Origin of the sequence: uncultured Veillonella sp., from assembly GCF_937981445.1 — a bacterium.
In the GTDB taxonomy this organism is placed as follows: domain Bacteria; phylum Bacillota; class Negativicutes; order Veillonellales; family Veillonellaceae; genus Veillonella_A.
Window position 1 is genome coordinate 115,406 of the sequence record NZ_CALJON010000044.1, and the last position, 16,733, is coordinate 132,138.

16 protein-coding genes and 1 pseudogene are annotated in these 16,733 nt (G+C 39.4%); 15 read left to right on the forward strand and 2 right to left on the reverse strand.

Translation table 11 applies throughout. The features are described from left to right. The first annotated feature begins 20 nt into the window (after positions 1–20). From Q0376_RS07255 to Q0376_RS07280, 6 genes are all read left to right on the forward strand, one after another. Positions 21–1,199 carry an L-threonylcarbamoyladenylate synthase gene (locus Q0376_RS07255; protein ID WP_298705948.1) on the forward strand — a complete coding sequence of 393 codons (1,179 nt, stop codon included), beginning with the start codon at positions 21–23 and terminating at the stop codon, positions 1,197–1,199. Between the two features lie 124 nt (positions 1,200–1,323). Further along, complete coding sequence (locus Q0376_RS07260) at positions 1,324–1,776, forward strand: low molecular weight protein arginine phosphatase (protein ID WP_298705883.1); 453 nt, start codon at positions 1,324–1,326, stop codon at positions 1,774–1,776. Between the two features lie 446 nt (positions 1,777–2,222). Continuing rightward, a complete protein-coding gene (gene rpiB / locus Q0376_RS07265) occupies positions 2,223–2,666 on the forward strand; it encodes a ribose 5-phosphate isomerase B (protein WP_298705886.1) in 444 nt (147 codons plus the stop codon). Between the two features lie 39 nt (positions 2,667–2,705). Continuing rightward, entirely contained in the window at positions 2,706–3,947 is a 1,242-nt protein-coding gene (glyA, locus tag Q0376_RS07270) for a serine hydroxymethyltransferase (RefSeq protein WP_298705889.1), read from the forward strand. A 191-nt stretch (positions 3,948–4,138) separates the two neighbouring features. Beyond that, a complete protein-coding gene (gene upp, locus Q0376_RS07275; protein WP_298705892.1) occupies positions 4,139–4,765 on the forward strand; it encodes a uracil phosphoribosyltransferase in 627 nt (208 codons plus the stop codon). 309 nt (positions 4,766–5,074) lie between these two features. Beyond that, positions 5,075–5,353, forward strand: a complete 279-nt coding sequence (locus tag Q0376_RS07280) for a PepSY domain-containing protein (protein ID WP_298705895.1) — start codon at positions 5,075–5,077, stop codon at positions 5,351–5,353. A gap of 43 nt (positions 5,354–5,396) precedes the next feature. Here Q0376_RS07280 and Q0376_RS07285 read toward each other — a convergent pair whose 3' ends face one another. Together Q0376_RS07285 and Q0376_RS07290 are read right to left on the reverse strand one after the other, a co-directional pair. After that, the gene (locus tag Q0376_RS07285) at positions 5,397–5,870 is read right to left on the reverse strand and encodes a YjiG family protein (RefSeq protein ID WP_298705898.1); all 474 of its coding nucleotides are present in this window, start codon (positions 5,868–5,870) and stop codon (positions 5,397–5,399) included. Beyond that, entirely contained in the window at positions 5,857–6,534 is a 678-nt protein-coding gene (locus tag Q0376_RS07290; protein ID WP_298705901.1) for a nucleoside recognition domain-containing protein, read from the reverse strand. The genes Q0376_RS07285 and Q0376_RS07290 overlap by 14 nt, the downstream gene beginning before the upstream one ends. A gap of 230 nt (positions 6,535–6,764) precedes the next feature. Here Q0376_RS07290 and Q0376_RS07295 point away from each other — a divergent pair, with 230 nt between their 5' ends. From Q0376_RS07295 to Q0376_RS07335, 9 genes and pseudogenes are all read left to right on the forward strand, one after another. Then, the gene (locus tag Q0376_RS07295) at positions 6,765–7,877 is read left to right on the forward strand and encodes an amidohydrolase (RefSeq protein ID WP_298705904.1); all 1,113 of its coding nucleotides are present in this window, start codon (positions 6,765–6,767) and stop codon (positions 7,875–7,877) included. A gap of 329 nt (positions 7,878–8,206) precedes the next feature. Beyond that, a complete protein-coding gene (locus Q0376_RS07300; protein ID WP_298705906.1) occupies positions 8,207–9,232 on the forward strand; it encodes a sugar-binding transcriptional regulator in 1,026 nt (341 codons plus the stop codon). Positions 9,233–9,338: 106 nt separating this feature from the next. After that, positions 9,339–10,346 carry a type I glyceraldehyde-3-phosphate dehydrogenase gene (gap, locus tag Q0376_RS07305; RefSeq protein WP_298705909.1) on the forward strand — a complete coding sequence of 336 codons (1,008 nt, stop codon included), beginning with the start codon at positions 9,339–9,341 and terminating at the stop codon, positions 10,344–10,346. A gap of 158 nt (positions 10,347–10,504) precedes the next feature. After that, on the forward strand, positions 10,505–11,683 hold the full coding sequence (locus tag Q0376_RS07310) for a phosphoglycerate kinase (protein ID WP_298705912.1): 1,179 nt from the start codon (positions 10,505–10,507) through the stop codon (positions 11,681–11,683). Between the two features lie 8 nt (positions 11,684–11,691). Further along, entirely contained in the window at positions 11,692–12,444 is a 753-nt protein-coding gene (gene tpiA, locus Q0376_RS07315) for a triose-phosphate isomerase (RefSeq protein ID WP_298705917.1), read from the forward strand. Between the two features lie 57 nt (positions 12,445–12,501). Then, positions 12,502–14,040, forward strand: coding sequence for a 2,3-bisphosphoglycerate-independent phosphoglycerate mutase (gene gpmI / locus Q0376_RS07320; RefSeq protein WP_298705920.1), 1,539 nt, complete (start codon positions 12,502–12,504; stop codon positions 14,038–14,040). 201 nt (positions 14,041–14,241) lie between these two features. Next, positions 14,242–15,531 (forward strand): phosphopyruvate hydratase, encoded by a 1,290-nt coding sequence (eno, locus tag Q0376_RS07325; RefSeq protein WP_298705923.1) that lies wholly within the window; start codon positions 14,242–14,244, stop codon positions 15,529–15,531. Positions 15,532–15,783: 252 nt separating this feature from the next. Next, complete coding sequence (locus Q0376_RS07330) at positions 15,784–16,359, forward strand: RNA methyltransferase (RefSeq protein WP_298705926.1); 576 nt, start codon at positions 15,784–15,786, stop codon at positions 16,357–16,359. Positions 16,360–16,528: 169 nt separating this feature from the next. Then, positions 16,529–16,733: pseudogene (locus Q0376_RS07335) on the forward strand (YebC/PmpR family DNA-binding transcriptional regulator); the annotation flags it as partial.

The window sequence follows — 16,733 nt, forward strand, 5'->3', positions numbered from 1 at the left end:
TTCCTATTGATGCAAAGTGTATTGACACAAAGATCTATAAGGAATTTAATGCCCAAACTATCAATGAATTAGGTGCACGCCTTCGAGAGGGGCAGTTAGTAGCTATTCCGACCGAGACCGTGTATGGTTTAGGCGCTAATGGCCTAGATGAGGCCGCTATGAGCCGCATTTATGAAGCTAAGGGACGACCTTCAGATAATCCACTTATTTTGCATGTGCCTAATAGTGAGGCTGTCATTCCTTTAGTGAAGAATGTGCCACCGGTGGCGCAGGCCTTGATGGAGGCATTTTGGCCTGGTCCTTTGACAATTATTATGCCTAAATCTGATAGGGTGCCACTTCGGGCCACTGGGGGCTTACCTAATGTGGCACTGCGCTGTCCAGACCATGAGATTTGCCATAATATATTAAAGGCTGCTGGGGTGCCCATTGCGGCACCGAGTGCGAATATTTCGGGGAGACCAAGTCCAACTACGGCCGAGGATGTGTATCGCGATATGAAGGGGCGTATTGAAGCTATTGCGGATGCAGGGCCTTGTGAGGTAGGCCTAGAATCGACCATAGTGGAATGCCATAGTGGGGGCGTAACGATTCTTCGACCTGGTGCCATTACTAAAGACATGTTAGAAGAGGTAGTAGGTCAGGTGGATTTTGATGAAGCCTTGACGGCACCTGATGTAACACCTAAGGCGCCGGGCATGAAGTATAAACACTATGCACCTGATGCGAATTTAATTACATTAGTAGGCCCTGTACTTGAAGTGACTAGGACCTTAGGCTTAATTTTAGAGACTAGGGGGCGCTTTGCATCCTGTTTGAAACATTATTATGAACCAGAGGGCTGTTGCATTATGACTGACCCTATTAGCGATGCATTAGTAGAGTTAAGAAAGTTAGTAATACCTTTTGGTGCTGATGAAAAAATTGGCCTTTTACTTAGTGAAGAAGTAGCTCATGAATTGAAAGGTACTTTGAAAAATTTATCTGTACCTTATCATTTAATTGTGTATGGCAAGGCTCATGAATATAAAAGTTTAGCTCGCATATTATATCGCTCTTTATTAGAATTTAACGAACAGAAGGTAACTCGTATTTTTGCTACTGGCGTAGAAGCGAAGGGCTTAGGCAAAGCTATTATGAACCGTTTAGATAAAGCCAGTGCTCATCATGTGATACAAGTGGAACCATATACCTCATAAAAAATGGAGCCATATACCTCATAAAAAGTGGAAGCATATAGCCGTATATGTGGTGAGATTGGCTGTAGTGTTTGTGGAGTGCTGTAGAAGAATTTATTAAAGTTTATTGATATAGAGGTTAATTATGAATATATTATTTGTTTGTACCGGTAATACTTGCCGCAGTCCTATGGCGGAAGGCTTAATGAGACATAAGGCGGAAGTGGAGCAGAAAGAAATAAACACCTTATCTGCTGGTTTATTTTGCGTGCCAGGAGGTTCAGTGTCGCCTTATGCTCGTGAAGCGGTAAAGGATATTGTAGATATTTCGGACCATGGAACGAGACCGTTATCCATTCCATTGATGGAAGCTGCTGATTTGGTGGTGGGTCTTTCTTCTGATCACAAAAATACATTGCTTAGACAATTTCCGCACATGAAGGATAAAATTGTTACGCTAGGTGAATTGGCTGGTACAGGTGAAGATGTGCAAGACCCTTTTGGTGGCACACAGGAGGAATATCTAGCTTGCGCTAAGCAAATTGAGGAGCTTATTGAAAAGAGTTGGCCTCATATTGTTGAAAATTTGGATAAATAAATATATAGACAATTAAATACGTACAGGGACAATTAAATACGTACAGAGACAATTAAATACGTACATAGATAATTAAATATATACATAGATAATAAATAATATAGATATGTCTTATGAAAAGGATATAGTAGCTTTGCAGACTATATCCTTTTTTCTTATGCTATAGAGCTAGAGATTAGCTTGGATTAATTATGATACATAGGTAACTTTTGTTTACGCTAGTAATTTTGGTTTAGGTCAGTGCTTTAGAGAGAGTATTAGTTTAGTTGGCAATATAATAGGACATTATTATTAGACATATGTAGTATATAAATAATATATAAAGAGGATGGACAAATGTGCAAATTACAGATAGTAGAATAGTGATAACTATAGTATAATAAGAAAAGTAAAAGATTATGTTACAAATTTTGTAGCGAGATGATCATATGTACTAGGAGGGACGCATGAAGGTAGCGATTGGGGCAGACCATGGTGGCTTTCATTTAAAAGAAGCTATTAAGCCCGTATTAGATGAATTAGGTATTGAATATGAAGATTTTGGAACTCATTCAGAAGAATCTGTAGATTATCCTGATATTTCTGCACCAGTGGCTCAGGCTGTAGCAGCAGGGACATTCGATCGAGGAATTTTGATTTGTGGCACTGGCATCGGTATTGGCATTGCTGCTAATAAAGTGCCAGGTATTCGCGCGGCTTTATGTCATGATACATTTTCAGCACATGCTTCACGGGAGCATAATAATGCTAATATTTTAACTATGGGTGAACGCGTTATTGGCCCTGGTTTAGCCAGTGATATTGTAAAAATTTGGTTAACCACTGATTTTGAAGGTGGCCGTCACGAGCGCCGCATTGCTAAGATTTCAGCTTTGGAAGAAACTAAATAAGTTTTGAATCAATTAATAACAATTGTAGGAGGTAATGTGATGAGCACATTAAAAGGACAAGATCCAGAAATCGCAAAGTATATTGAATTAGAATTAGGTCGTCAACGCAATAAGCTTGAAATGATTGCGTCTGAAAATTTTGTATCTCCCGCAGTTATGGAAGCACAGGGCAGTGTTTTAACTAATAAATACGCTGAAGGGTATTCTGGCAAACGCTATTATGGCGGATGTGAATATGTTGATATGGTGGAAACATTGGCCATTGAACGAGCTAAGAAATTATTTGGCGCTGACCATGTTAATGTGCAACCACACTCTGGTTCCCAAGCAAACTTTGGTGTGTATTTTGCCTTATTACAACCAGGCGATACCATTATGGGCATGAATTTATCTCATGGTGGCCATTTGACTCATGGATCACCGGTTAATGTGTCTGGTTCCTACTTTAACATTGTGCCTTATGGCGTAAATGCAGAAACGCAAGAAATCGATTATGATGAAATGCGTAAGATTGCCCTCGAAACAAAACCTAAACTTATTATTGGTGGTGGCAGTGCGTACTCTCGTATTATTGACTTCAAGAAAATGGCAGACATTGCCCATGAAGTAGGCGCTATTTTCATGGTAGATATGGCGCATTTTGCAGGTCTTGTAGCAGCTGGTGTGCATCCAAATCCAGTGGAATATGCTGATATTGTAACAACTACTACACATAAGACATTACGTGGTCCACGTGGTGGCATGATTCTTTGCAAAGAAAAATATGCTAAAGCTATTGATAAAGCAATTTTCCCTGGCATTCAAGGTGGTCCATTGATGCATGTAATCGCAGCTAAGGCCGTGGCCTTTGGTGAAGCATTACAACCAGAATTTAAAGAATATGCTAAACAAGTTGTAGCGAATGCTAAAGTGTTAGCAGATGCACTTATTAAAGAAGGCTTTACTATTGTATCTGGTGGTACTGATACACATGTTATGCTTGTCGATGTACGCAGCTGTGGTTTAACTGGTAAAGTAGCTGAGTTCTTACTTGATGAAGTAGGCATTACTTGCAACAAAAATACCATTCCATTTGACCCAGAAAGCCCATTTGTAACAAGTGGTATTCGCCTTGGTACACCGGCTTTAACTACTCGTGGCCTTGGGGAAGAGGATATGAAAGAAATCGCCTCCATCATTGCTGATGTACTTAAAAATTCCGAAGATAAGGCCATTCATGAAGCAGCTCGTAAGCGCGTAGCCGCTCTTTGTGAAAAGTACCCAATGTACCCTAATTTATAATCCTTTTATACGGGAATTGAGAGAGACATATTGGGCCTATGTTTGTAACTATGCCTAAGGTAGAGAACTTATTATAAAGTTTTATAGTAGATACACTCATGGTAATATGTTATAATCGTTTAGATGATACAGTGTTAAAGGCATGAGTAATGCAATTGACTAAACGATAGAGTATATGAGGAGGTTTACAAATGAATGTAAATGTTATGACACATCCCTTAATTCAGCATAAGGTAACTTTAATTCGTAATGTGGAGACTGGTTCCAAAGATTTTCGCGAATTATTAGAAGAAATCACCTTGCTCATGGGGTATGAAATTACTCGCGATTTACCGATTGAAGAAGTAGAAGTGCAAACACCACTTGTTAAAACAATTGGTAAACAAATTGCTGGTAAAAAATTGGCCATCATTCCAATCTTGCGTGCTGGTCTTGGCATGGTAAGTGGCTTGTTAGATCTTATGCCAATGGCTAAAGTAGGTCATATCGGTCTTTACCGTGATCCTGAAACATTGAAGCCTGTTGAATACTACTGCAAATTACCTTCTGATTTGTCAGAACGCCGCATTATCGTAACAGACCCAATGCTTGCTACTGGTGGCAGTGCTGCAGCAGCCATTACTTTATTAAAAGAAAAAGGCTGTAAAGACATTCAACTTATGTGTCTTGTAGCGGCTCCAGAAGGTGTGGAAGTTGTAAATAAGGAACATCCTGATGTTCGCGTGTATGTAGCTGCTTTAGACGAAGGCTTAAATGAACATGGCTATATCCTTCCAGGTCTTGGAGATGCCGGTGACCGTATTTTCGGTACAAAATAATTACATATTCGTACAAAATAATTATATATAATGTAAAGAATATACGAAAAGGACAGCCTATGAGCTGTCCTTTTTGGTTACAGTATGTATTAAATTGTTATCATAAAAAATTATATTATGTATAAATTGCATGCAATATGATAAAAAGTAATTAGACAAATATCGATATATCTAATAAAATAGATATAGAAATACAGAGAACAATTCAAGAGCTGACAAGGTCATTTTCTGAATGCCTGGGGCTAACTAGCGCTTGGATTGTTGGAATTAATGATGATAGTTGTATTAGTAACATAAGCGAGGTAAATTATGAACAAGACTATTAAAGCATTAGCATTATCTTTTGTAGCTGCCGGCGTATTTTCTTTTGCTCAGGCTAATACTGAAATTACAGTAGACCAAGCAACAGCTGTGGCCTTAGCTAAAGTACCAGGTGCCAATGCATCTCATTTGTATAAAGTACATCCAGACTATGAAAATGGTCGTAAAGTATATGAAGGCAAAATCTTCTTTGATGGTGTAGAGTATGAATTTGAAATTGATGCTGCTACCGGTCAAATTACTGAGTGGGATGTAGATCGCGACTAATAAAAGAGCCGAGCATTGCTCGGCTCTTTTGTTATGTATTATATTATAATGCTAAGGTTAAGAAGCGCATTACAAACATGGCTAATACAGCATTTATTATACTTAGAATAATGAGTAGAGGCCAATATTTTACAGGTACATCAGCAACCCCGAGGAGGCGTCCCATATATTGTAATTGGGAGCCAATTAAGAAAATAGCTGGCATAAGAATTGTAGCACCAGTGCCATCAAGGGTGCCATGACTCATTAAGCCTACCGCAATACCAACCCCAGCGGAGGAGGAGAGCCAAGACGTAAGGAGAACAGTAATGGCTTCACCAGGTAGGCCGAAAATCCCCATAATAGGACCAAAGACAACGCCAATAAAATCGAGTACGCCTAATAGTTTTAAAATTAAAGCTAAAGTGTAGGCCATCAATACATTAGGTAGAAGATTAGTAGTACCTACGGTAAAACCTTTGCGCGCACCGGCAATAAATATATCAAAAGGATTCTTGCTTTTCTTATTGTTGCTCATCAGTAAAATCCCCCTTGTAAATAGTATTTAAGGCGATACGACAGAATACGGCGCCTACGAATTTGAAAATAAAGATAAGTACTAATGGAATCGATAATGGCAAGGTGAGAACTCCGAAAAGAGCTGCACCATTGGAGAAGTAGTTTGAAATCATGCCAGCACCACTATATTGCCACTGTGTGATGATGATCAATTCCTTCATAGTTACTTGTTTGTTATCGAATAACTCTTTAGTAAGAGCCGCACCTGCATCAGTACTTTGTAAGTCTGTAATTAACGCAAGACCCGTACGGCCAGGAACACGCATAATAGGATATAAGAGCGGTGTTAATAATTTATGAGCTGCGCGAATGGCTCCATATTCAGTAAGTACTTCAAGAACCCCTAAGGCCAGCATGATGGATGGGATAAGTGATAGAGCAAAGATAAAGCCTTGACGAGCACCATTACCACCAGCACCGAGGAAGTTGATTTTACTACCTTCGCCACCAACAATACCGAATTTACCACCTAAGGTCGTGAAGTCGAAAGCACCGAGCCATTCATGGCCTTGGACTTTCATAAATACCCCTGAGAAGAAGAGAATGGCTACGATGAGAGCAATGTAGTCTGTCCACTTCGTTTTGGGGTTCCAATCTGTTTGTGTTCTTTCTTGGTCGTTCATTTGTTACCCTCCTTAGTATATATGTACTTGTACAGTAGATGTTTTTATTATAATATATACCTAGAAGGACTTTCAATACTTTTCATTAAAAATATTTAATAAAGAATTAAAATAAATTGTATAGTATATAGAATACATTTTATTTTAATGAAATTTCAAGAATCTGAGTGAAAAGCGAAGAAAGATGAATTTATTGTTATAAAGAATTAGTTTGTTGGGGAGGAATTACTATGAGTCACGTATTAGATTATTATAATCATCTACACACCATTCCAGAGCTAGGCTTTGAAGAAGTGAAAACATCAAAATTCATTGCTGAAAAATTGGCTGAATTTGGTTATACTAATATTCAAACTGGTGTAGGTGGCACAACGGGTGTAGTAGCTACAATGGACAGTGGGGAACCAGGTCCTACTGTATTATTGCGCGCTGATATGGACTGCTTGGCTCATAATATTGATGGTGAAGTTGTTCTTCGTCATACCTGCGGTCATGATGGGCATTCCTCTATGTTACTTGCCACTGCGGAAGAAGTAATCAAATATTATCCTGTGTCTTCCGGTAAATTAATTTTCCTTTTCCAACCAGCTGAAGAATTAGGTACAGGTGCGCATGCAATTGCTGATGCGGGCGTTCTTGAAGGCGTTGAGTATGCCTTTGGCGCTCATGTTCGACCTATTGAAGAGGCTAGCAATGGACAGGCTGTAGCAGCTATTTATTATGCATCGTCTGCTACGATTCAAGCAACTTTCACAGGGGTTACTAGCCATGCAGCTCGTCCTCATTTAGGCGTTAATGCATTAGATGCGGCTGTATTAGCTATTAATGCAGTCAATACAATCCATTTACGGCCTACTGAGTCTTATAGTGTAAAAGCAACTCAGTTCCATGCTGATAGTGGTGTGACAAATAGCATTCCAGGCAAGGCTTTTGTTACATGGGATTTACGTGCTCAACTTAATCCAACGATGAAGGAATTGCATGAAAAGGTAATTACGGCTATTACTAATGCCGGCCAAGCTAATGGCTGTACTGTTGAATATGATGATAGCAAAATGCTAACAGCTGCTGAACATAATGAAGAATGTATTGATTTGTTAAAAGAAGCCATTTCTGAAGTATTAGGGGATGAAAATATGGTGCCTGAAGTCATTACGCCAGGTGGTGAAGACTTCTGGGTATATACGAATCGTTATCCAAATCTAAAGGCTGGTTTCTTTGGCTTAGGCTGTGACTTAAAACCAGGCCTTCATCATCCAGATATGAGCTTTGACACATCGGCTTTAGAAAATGGTGTAAAAATTTATTTAACTGTTCTTAAAAACTTAGGTATGATTGACTAATTTCTAAATTAAGTTCTAAAGTGATTAAGTTCTAATTCTAAAGTGACCAAGTTTTAAATTGATTAAGTTCTAATAAATTGATTAAATGATCAATTTATTATTAAGGTCCCTAGGCTAAGGGGATGAAGCTTTGTGCTTTTCCTCCCTTTGGCAATGGGGACCTTATTTTAGCGTAAAGTGCATGCAACCTTTTACAATGCGCAGATTCTTTCGAATCTTTTATAAAATGACTTGCACATTGTGCGGCTTATGAGTTATTATATAGGCGAGGATATTTTTTTGTTTAGTGCGGGACGATTTTTGCTCCGGCGGGATGAAAGAGGTACAATGTGAAAGATTTATCAGAAGTGTATCAGCGAATAGCGCCAGAGTTAATGCGTATTGTGGAGGAACGCTATTTACTTCTTAACCATATATCCTATGCACAACCTATTGGGCGTCGCATGTTGGCTACTTTGAGTAAATTATCAGAACGGGTAGTTCGCTCTCATGTAGAGATTATGAAGGATAATGGTTTGGTAGCGTTTACTCAGCAAGGTATGGTATTGACTGAGGAAGGCAAACGCATTTTACCAGAGTTAAATTCGTCGATGCATGAACTCAATAAAATAAGTGAATTGGAGACTAAAATCAAACAGGCGCTTCAAATTGATGAAGTCATCATATCTGGTACAGATAGTGACACACCAAAAGATCGTAAGGAATTAGGCTTTAAAGCGGCTAAGACCTTACAAAGAGTCTTACGAAATGGCACTGTTTTAGCCGTCAGTGGTGGTAGTACTATGGCTGTGATGGCCGAATCACTACCAGCTAAGAAGTGTGATGTTACAGTTATACCGGCGCGCGGTGGTATTGGTGAGCGCGTAGAGTATCAGGCCAATGTAATAGCTTCTGTAATTGCAGAAAAATTAGATAGCTCATATCGTATGATTCATTTGCCTGATGGCTTGTCCCAAGAATCCTTAAATATTCTTATGAATATGGAGCCTCAAATTAAAGAAGTGATGGCCCTAGCTAAGGAGACTGAAGTATTGATCTTTGGTATAGGCGAGGCCATGCATATGGCGGCACAACGCCATATTAGTGATGAACAGCGCACAGTACTAAAAAATAAAAGAGCCGTTGGTGAAGCTTTGGGCTATTATTGTGATGTAGCAGGCAATATTGTATATGCTACTAACAATGTGGGCATTGCCCTAGCTAATGTGCCTAATATCCCCCATGTCATAGCCGTGGCGGGAGGTGCCGAAAAGGCGAAAGCCATTATTGGCGTTATGCGTGCTTGCCGAAAAGGTACCTTAATTATAGACGAAGGGGCCGCTGAGGCTATGTCAGCGCTATTACATCTTAATTAGTTGTTATTTCCTAGGTCATTTTTCGAGGATAGTGACTTAGTAAGTATAAATTTATAAATTACATAGTGGTTTATATGTGGGTATTAATCTTAGGAGGAAAAGAATCATGGCAGTAAAAATTGGTATTAATGGATTTGGTCGAATTGGTAAATGTGTTATGCGTGCCACTTTGAATAATCCTGATGTGGAAGTAGTAGCAATTAATGATTTAGGCGACATTCAAGGTTCTGCGCTTTTATTTAAACATGACTCTGTGCATGGCAATTTAAAAGAAGAAGTGACTGTTGATGGCGATTATTTAATCGTAGGTGGTAAACGAGTTCGCGTATTCCATGATCCAAACCCATCCAATATTAATTGGTCTGAAGAAAATGTTGACATCGTTGTAGAAGCAACTGGTCGTTTCCGTAAAGGTGAGGAAGCAGCTCAACACTTAGGTGGTACAGTTAAAAAAGTTATCATTTCTGCACCAGCTAAAGATGAAGACATCACTATCGTTATGGGTGTTAACCAAGACCAATATGATCCAGCTAAACATCATATTATTTCCAATGCTAGCTGTACAACTAACTGCTTAGCACCTTTTGCTAAAGTACTTAATGATAAATTCGGTATTAAACGCGGCTTAATGACCACTGTTCATTCCTATACTAATGATCAACGCATTTTAGATACACCACATAAAGATCTTCGCCGTGCGCGCGCTGCTGCCTTATCCATTATTCCAACAACTACTGGTGCCGCTAAAGCCGTAGCACTTGTGTTACCTGAATTAAAAGGTAAATTAAATGGTTTTGCTCTTCGCGTGCCAACTCCAAATGTTTCTATTACTGATCTTGTAGCAGAACTAGACAGAGAAACAACAAAAGAAGAAATCAATGCAGCACTTCGTGAAGCTGCTCAAGGGGAATTAAAAGGCATCCTTGGTGTGTCTGATTTACCACTTGTTTCTCATGACTTCAATGGTGATTCTAGAAGCTCTATTGTAGATGCGGATTTAACTATGACAATGGAAGGCAATATGGTAAAAGTTGTTTCCTGGTATGATAATGAATGGGGTTATTCCAACCGTGTAGTTGATTTAGCTAAGTTCATTGGTGAAAAAGGCCTATAATAAACGGGGGACTGTATAGTCCCCTTTTTTCACATATTTTATAATTTATTAGCTGATTAAGAGCGTACAGGTTAAAAACTTATAATTTGAGCTAAGTAGTTATAGTAAGTGCTATTGTAGGGCTCTACTTTATAAGGATTCATACTGTGGAGGAATATATGAAAAAGACATTAGAAGCAATTGATGTAGCCCATAAAAAAGTATTTGTACGTGTGGATTTTAATGTACCTTTAAAAGATGGTCAAATCACGGATGATACACGAATTCGTGCTACTTTACCAACAATTAATTACCTAATTGGCAAAGGTGCTAAGATTATCTTAGCCTCCCATTTGGGACGACCAAAAGGAGAACGCAAACCAGAATTTACCTTAGCTCCTTGTGCTAAACGCTTAGGTGAATTACTTGGTAAAGAGGTAGCATTTGCCAGTGATTGTGTAGGTCCTGAAGCCGAAGCTGCAGCTGCTAAGCTTAATGATGGAGACGTATTATTATTAGAAAATCTTCGCTATCATAAAGAAGAAGAAAAAAATGGCCCAGAATTTGCTAAAGCTTTAGCAAGCTTAGCTGAAGTGGGCATCAATGATGCTTTTGGTGTGTCTCATCGTGCGCATGCATCTGTAGAAGGTATTACAGCATACTTACCAATGGTAGCAGGCTACTTATTGGAAAAAGAAATTAAGTATGTAGGTGGTGCTGTAGCTAATCCGGAACATCCATTTGCGGCCATTATTGGGGGTGCAAAAGTAAGCGATAAAATTGAAGTCATTTCTAATTTATTGCCAAAAGTAGAAGTTCTTATCATCGGCGGCGGTATGGCAAATACTTTCATAGCAGCTAAAGGTTATCCTACAGGTTCTTCCTTAGTGGAAGCAGATAAGATTGAATTGGCAGCCTCTTTAATTAAACAAGCAGAAGAAACTCATACTAATCTATTGTTGCCAACAGACTTTGTTGTAGCTGATGCATTTAGCAATGAGGCCAATCATAAAGTAGTCCCTGCTGATGGTATCGAAGATGGTTGGATGGTTCTTGATATTGGGCCAGATAGCCAAAAAGCATTTGCTGAAGCACTTCATTCTATGCGCATGATTGTATGGAATGGGCCAATGGGTGTATTTGAAATGGATAATTTTGCTGGCGGCACTAATGCAGTAGCTAAGGCTGTGGCAGAAGCCGAAGCAATCACCATCGTAGGTGGTGGTGATTCTGTAGCAGCTATTGAAAAGAGTGGTCTTGCTAATAAGATTTCCCATATTTCTACTGGTGGCGGTGCTTCCTTAGAGTATTTAGAAGGTAAAGCATTACCAGGCATTATGGCCTTACAAGAGGCATAGGAGGCACTATGAGACAACAAATCATTGCAGGAAACTGGAAAATGCACACCAATTTGGCAGATGCTACGATTTTAGTAGAAGGTTTAAAAGCAGCACTTGCAGCGGCTACTACAGACCGTGAAGTCGTAGTATGTCCTCCATTTACAGGTCTTACTACAGTGAGCGATTTAGTAGAAGACACGAAGATTCGTGTAGGTGCTCAAAATATGCATTATGAAGCAAGTGGTGCTTTTACTGGTGAAATTGCTCCAGCCATGCTCACTGATTTAGGTTGCCATTATGTTATCCTAGGTCATTCCGAACGACGTCAATATTTTGGCGAAACTGACGAGTTGATTAATAAAAAAATCAAAGCAGCCTTTGCTAATGATATAGTGCCTATTCTTTGTGTAGGCGAAAGTTTAGCACAGCGTGAAGCTAATGAAACTCAAACCTTCATTGATAGTCAATTAGCTAATGGCTTACTTGATCTTACAGCTGAACAAGTAGGTCAGATGGTCATTGCATATGAACCAATTTGGGCTATTGGCACTGGTAAAACAGCTACTGCTGAGCAAGCCGGTGAAGTATGTACGGCCATTCGCAAGAAAATTGCTGATTTGTTTGGTCAGGACGCAGCTGAATCCGTACGTATCCAATATGGTGGTAGCGTAAAAGGTAGTAATGCGAAGGAAATTTTATCTCAAGCCGATATTGATGGGGCCCTTGTAGGTGGTGCTTCTTTGAAGGCTGACGATTTTATGGCTATTATTACAGCCTAAGGCTGCAGTGTGGCATATAGAACATACTGCATAATTTACATAGAAGAGAGGGACGGTATGGCAATATTAAAGAGCCCCGTTATGCTCACTATATTAGATGGTTTTGGTCTTGGTGACATACAAGACATAACAAATGCTGTTGTTCAAGCTCATCCAGAGAATTTTAAAGCTTTGTATGATGGTTATGCCCATACACAGCTACAAGCCTCAGGATTGGCCGTAGGACTTCCGGAAGGTCAGATGGGCAATTCCGAAGTGGGCCATTTAAATATAGGTGCGGGGCGCATCGTATATCAAGAATTAACACGTATAACTAAAGATACTGAAGAGGGCACATTCTTTGAAAAGGCAATTATTAAGGAATTATATGCAAAAGCGAAGAACAGCCGTTTGCAAATTATTGGTTTGCTATCTGATGGCGGCGTGCATAGCTCTTTAGATCATATTAAGGCAATTATTAAAGGAGCTAAGGATGCAGGTATTACATCTGTATATGTGCATGCTTTGCTAGATGGCCGTGATGTACCGCCAAAAAGCGCCTTAACTTATGTTCATGATTTAGAATCGTTTATGAGCGATTTGGGACTCGGTCAAATTGCTACCATTGGAGGTCGCTATTATGGCATGGACCGCGATAAACGATGGGAACGGGTCGAGCAGGCTTATAAAGCGATTGTAGATGGTGAAGGGGCAATGGCCAAAACGGCCACTGCCGCAGTGGAAGCGTCTTATGCACAAGATGTGGTGGACGAATTTGTAGTCCCTGTAGTGGTACACAAAGAAGGGTCTATTGAGGCTAATGATGGCGTGATTTTCGCTAATTTTAGACCTGATCGAGCACGTCAATTAACCCGCGCTATTGTGGACCCAGATTTTACAGGTTTTACTCGCAAAAAAGGTGTTGTACCAGTTTATTTTGCCACTATGACAAAATATGAAGAAGGCTTACCCGTTCATATAGTATATGAAAAAGAAGTCCTTACTAATACATTGGGTCAAGTCTTATCTGATGGGGGCTATACACAGCTTCGCATTGCAGAAACAGAGAAATACGCCCATGTAACCTATTTCTTTAATGGTGGTGAGGAAGAACCTTTCAAAGGAGAAGAGCGCATTTTAGTACCATCTCCTAAAGTTGCTACGTATGATATGCAGCCTGAAATGAGTGCTTATGAAGTAACTGATAAGGTGGTAGCAGCCATTGAAAGTAAAGCTTTTGACATGATTGTGCTCAATTTTGCTAATCCTGATATGGTAGGCCATACAGGTGATTTTGAGGCAGCTAAGAAGGCCGTACAAACTGTGGACACTTGCTTAGGCCGTATTGCTGAAGCTATTAAAAAGGTGCAGGGCCACCTCTTAATTACAGCAGACCATGGCAATTCTGAAATGATGATTGATCACAGTACAGGGGCTCCTCATACAGCACACACAACCAATCCAGTGCCACTCATTTTAGTGAGTGATATATATACTAAAGAGGACTATGAATTACAGTCCGGGCGTCTTTGTGATTTAGCACCTACCATGCTTTACTTAGGTGGTATTGAGCAGCCAAGTGAAATGACAGGGCAAAATTTAGTTCATAAGAAATAAGTGCGCTTCACTTGATGAAACTTATGAAACAAATGGTCGCATATAAGAAATAAGTCCCACATAGGTATAACTTGTTCCCTGTAATAAAGGCAAGACAATTCTATGTAGGGTATAATGAAATTATAAACATATCTACAGTGCAAAATGAAACCTATCATTATGAGTAGATATAAAAGGTTAACGTATTAAGGAGGTCATATTATGGCAATTATTACAGATGTTTACGCAAGAGAGATTCTTGATTCCCGTGGCAATCCAACTGTGGAAGTTGAAGTATATTTAGAAGACGGCACAATTGGCCGTGCTGCTGTGCCATCTGGTGCATCTACTGGTCAATTTGAAGCTGTAGAACTTCGCGACGGAGATAAAGGTCGTTACTTAGGTAAAGGCGTAGAACAAGCTGTTCATAATGTAAATGAATTAATCGGACCTGCTATTCTTGGTTTTGATGCTTCAGAACAAGTAGCTATTGATAAATTGATGATCGAACTTGATGGCACACCTAATAAAGGTAAATTTGGTGCCAATGCAATTCTTGGCGTATCTATGGCTGTAGCACAAGCAGCAGCAGCTTCTTATGATTTGCCATTATTCCAATATTTAGGTGGTACTAATGGTAAGGAATTACCAGTACCAATGATGAACATTTTAAATGGTGGCGCCCATGCTGATAATAATGTAGACATTCAAGAGTTTATGATTATGCCAGTAGGTGCTGAGTCCTTCAAAGAAGCGTTACGCGCTTGTGCCGAAGTATATCATACCCTTAAAAATGTATTGAAAGCTAAAGGCCTTGCTACTGGTGTAGGTGATGAAGGCGGCTTTGCTCCAAACCTTGGCTCCAATGAAGAAGCATTACAAGTTATTTGCGAAGCTATTAAAGAAGCCGGTTATGAACCAGGTACTGATTTCAAACTTGCTATTGATGCGGCATCTTCTGAATTCTTCAAGGATGGTCAATACAATTTAGCTGGCGAAGGCAAAGTAAAAACAGCAGCTGAAATGGTTGATTTCTATGAAGCATTAGTAGAAAAATACCCAATTATTTCCATCGAAGATGGTCTTGCTGAAGAAGATTGGGACGGCTGGAAATTATTAACTGAACGCCTTGGCAAAAAAGTTCAATTAGTAGGGGATGACTTATTTGTTACTAATACAGAACGTTTAGCCCGCGGTATTCAAGCTGATACAGGTAATGCTATTTTGATAAAAGTTAACCAAATTGGTACTTTAACTGAAACCTTCGATGCCATTGAAATGGCTAAACGGGCTGGTTATACTTGCGTTATTTCCCATCGCTCTGGTGAAACAGAAGACAATACCATTGCTGATATTGCCGTAGCTGTTAATGCAGGTCAAATTAAAACTGGTGCACCAGCTCGTAGCGAACGTGTAGCAAAATACAATCAATTACTTCGCATTGAAGACCTTTTAGCTGAAACAGCGCAATATCGTGGTCTTGATGTATTCTATAACTTGAAACATAAATAATGAGTTATAAAGTAGCGCATTTCACTAGGCTCGCTTTCTAGGAAGGGGTTAGGAATTGTAGCTAGTTACTGTTCTTTTGGAGTTGAATGTTACATCTATAATTAAGACTGCTTAGATGCAGGCGTTGTTCCTCTTTAGGGGCAACACAGCTTATCTAGGCAGTTTTAATTTTTTTAGCACTTTTATAGTAAATGGAGTATAATAGAAAAGGCTTTACTAAATAGACCCACTAACTTTGAAGGAGGTAGGAGATTGCCTAATTTATACATTGGTTTAGTTCATTACCCTATTTATAATAAACATATGGACGTTATTACTACAGCCATTACTAATTATGATATTCACGATATAGCCAGAGCGGCCATTACTTATGATGTGAGCCGTTATTTTGTGATTCACAATATTCCTAGTCAGCGTGAGTTAGTCGCTAAGATTATGGAACATTGGCAACATGGCTTTGGCAGTTCTTACAATCCAGATCGCAAGGAGGCCTTTAAAGGCGTGGAATTAGTAAACTCTATTAAAACGGCAATTGATGAAGTGACAGCTCTTGAAGGGCAACGCCCGCTTGTTTGCACTACTGATGCAAGGACCTATGATAATACGATTACATATAGTCAATTGCGTAAAAACCTTGAATTTGGGGACCTTCCTGTGTTAGTATTATTTGGTACCGGGTATGGTATGACTAAAGAAACAATGGAAGATTTTGATTATATATTAGAACCTGTTTATGGTCATGGTGAATACAATCACTTGTCAGTGCGAGGTGCCGTGTCTATTATTCTTGATCGATTGCGTGGCGAAGTGTGGTGGGAGAAGGAGTAATTTAGAGTTCATAGCTGGTATACAACATTTTATAACTGATGTTCATTAGTTTGAATCATTGCGTGCTAAGAACGTATCCTATACTGATGTTTATTAGTATGAATAGTTGAGCGCCAATAATTTAGGCTATACTGATGCCTATCAGTCACATTTTATAGGAGGTAATACGATGTCTGGACATTCAAAATGGGCCAATATTAAACATAAAAAAGGAAAAACTGATGCTATCAAAGCTAAAGTAACGACTAAGATTAGCCGTGAAATTACGGTAGCTGCGCGCGTGGGCGGCGGTGACCCTGTAGGCAATATGCGTTTAAAATTAGCACTTCAAAAAGCGCGTGAAAACAATATTCCTAAAGACAATATCCAACGTG

Bases quoted from the DNA above. Each gene is read 5' to 3' on its own strand.
- Q0376_RS07260 (WP_298705883.1), top strand. From the start codon at position 1,324: ATGAATATATTATTTGTTTGTACCGGTAATACTTGCCGCAGTCCTATG.
- rpiB (WP_298705886.1), top strand. From the start codon at position 2,223: ATGAAGGTAGCGATTGGGGCAGACCATGGTGGCTTTCATTTAAAAGAA.
- glyA (WP_298705889.1), top strand. From the start codon at position 2,706: ATGAGCACATTAAAAGGACAAGATCCAGAAATCGCAAAGTATATTGAA.
- upp (WP_298705892.1), top strand. From the start codon at position 4,139: ATGAATGTAAATGTTATGACACATCCCTTAATTCAGCATAAGGTAACT.
- Q0376_RS07280 (WP_298705895.1), top strand. From the start codon at position 5,075: ATGAACAAGACTATTAAAGCATTAGCATTATCTTTTGTAGCTGCCGGC.
- Q0376_RS07285 (WP_298705898.1), bottom strand. From the start codon at position 5,870: ATGAGCAACAATAAGAAAAGCAAGAATCCTTTTGATATATTTATTGCC.
- Q0376_RS07290 (WP_298705901.1), bottom strand. From the start codon at position 6,534: ATGAACGACCAAGAAAGAACACAAACAGATTGGAACCCCAAAACGAAG.
- Q0376_RS07295 (WP_298705904.1), top strand. From the start codon at position 6,765: ATGAGTCACGTATTAGATTATTATAATCATCTACACACCATTCCAGAG.
- gap (WP_298705909.1), top strand. From the start codon at position 9,339: ATGGCAGTAAAAATTGGTATTAATGGATTTGGTCGAATTGGTAAATGT.
- Q0376_RS07310 (WP_298705912.1), top strand. From the start codon at position 10,505: ATGAAAAAGACATTAGAAGCAATTGATGTAGCCCATAAAAAAGTATTT.
- tpiA (WP_298705917.1), top strand. From the start codon at position 11,692: ATGAGACAACAAATCATTGCAGGAAACTGGAAAATGCACACCAATTTG.
- gpmI (WP_298705920.1), top strand. From the start codon at position 12,502: ATGGCAATATTAAAGAGCCCCGTTATGCTCACTATATTAGATGGTTTT.
- eno (WP_298705923.1), top strand. From the start codon at position 14,242: ATGGCAATTATTACAGATGTTTACGCAAGAGAGATTCTTGATTCCCGT.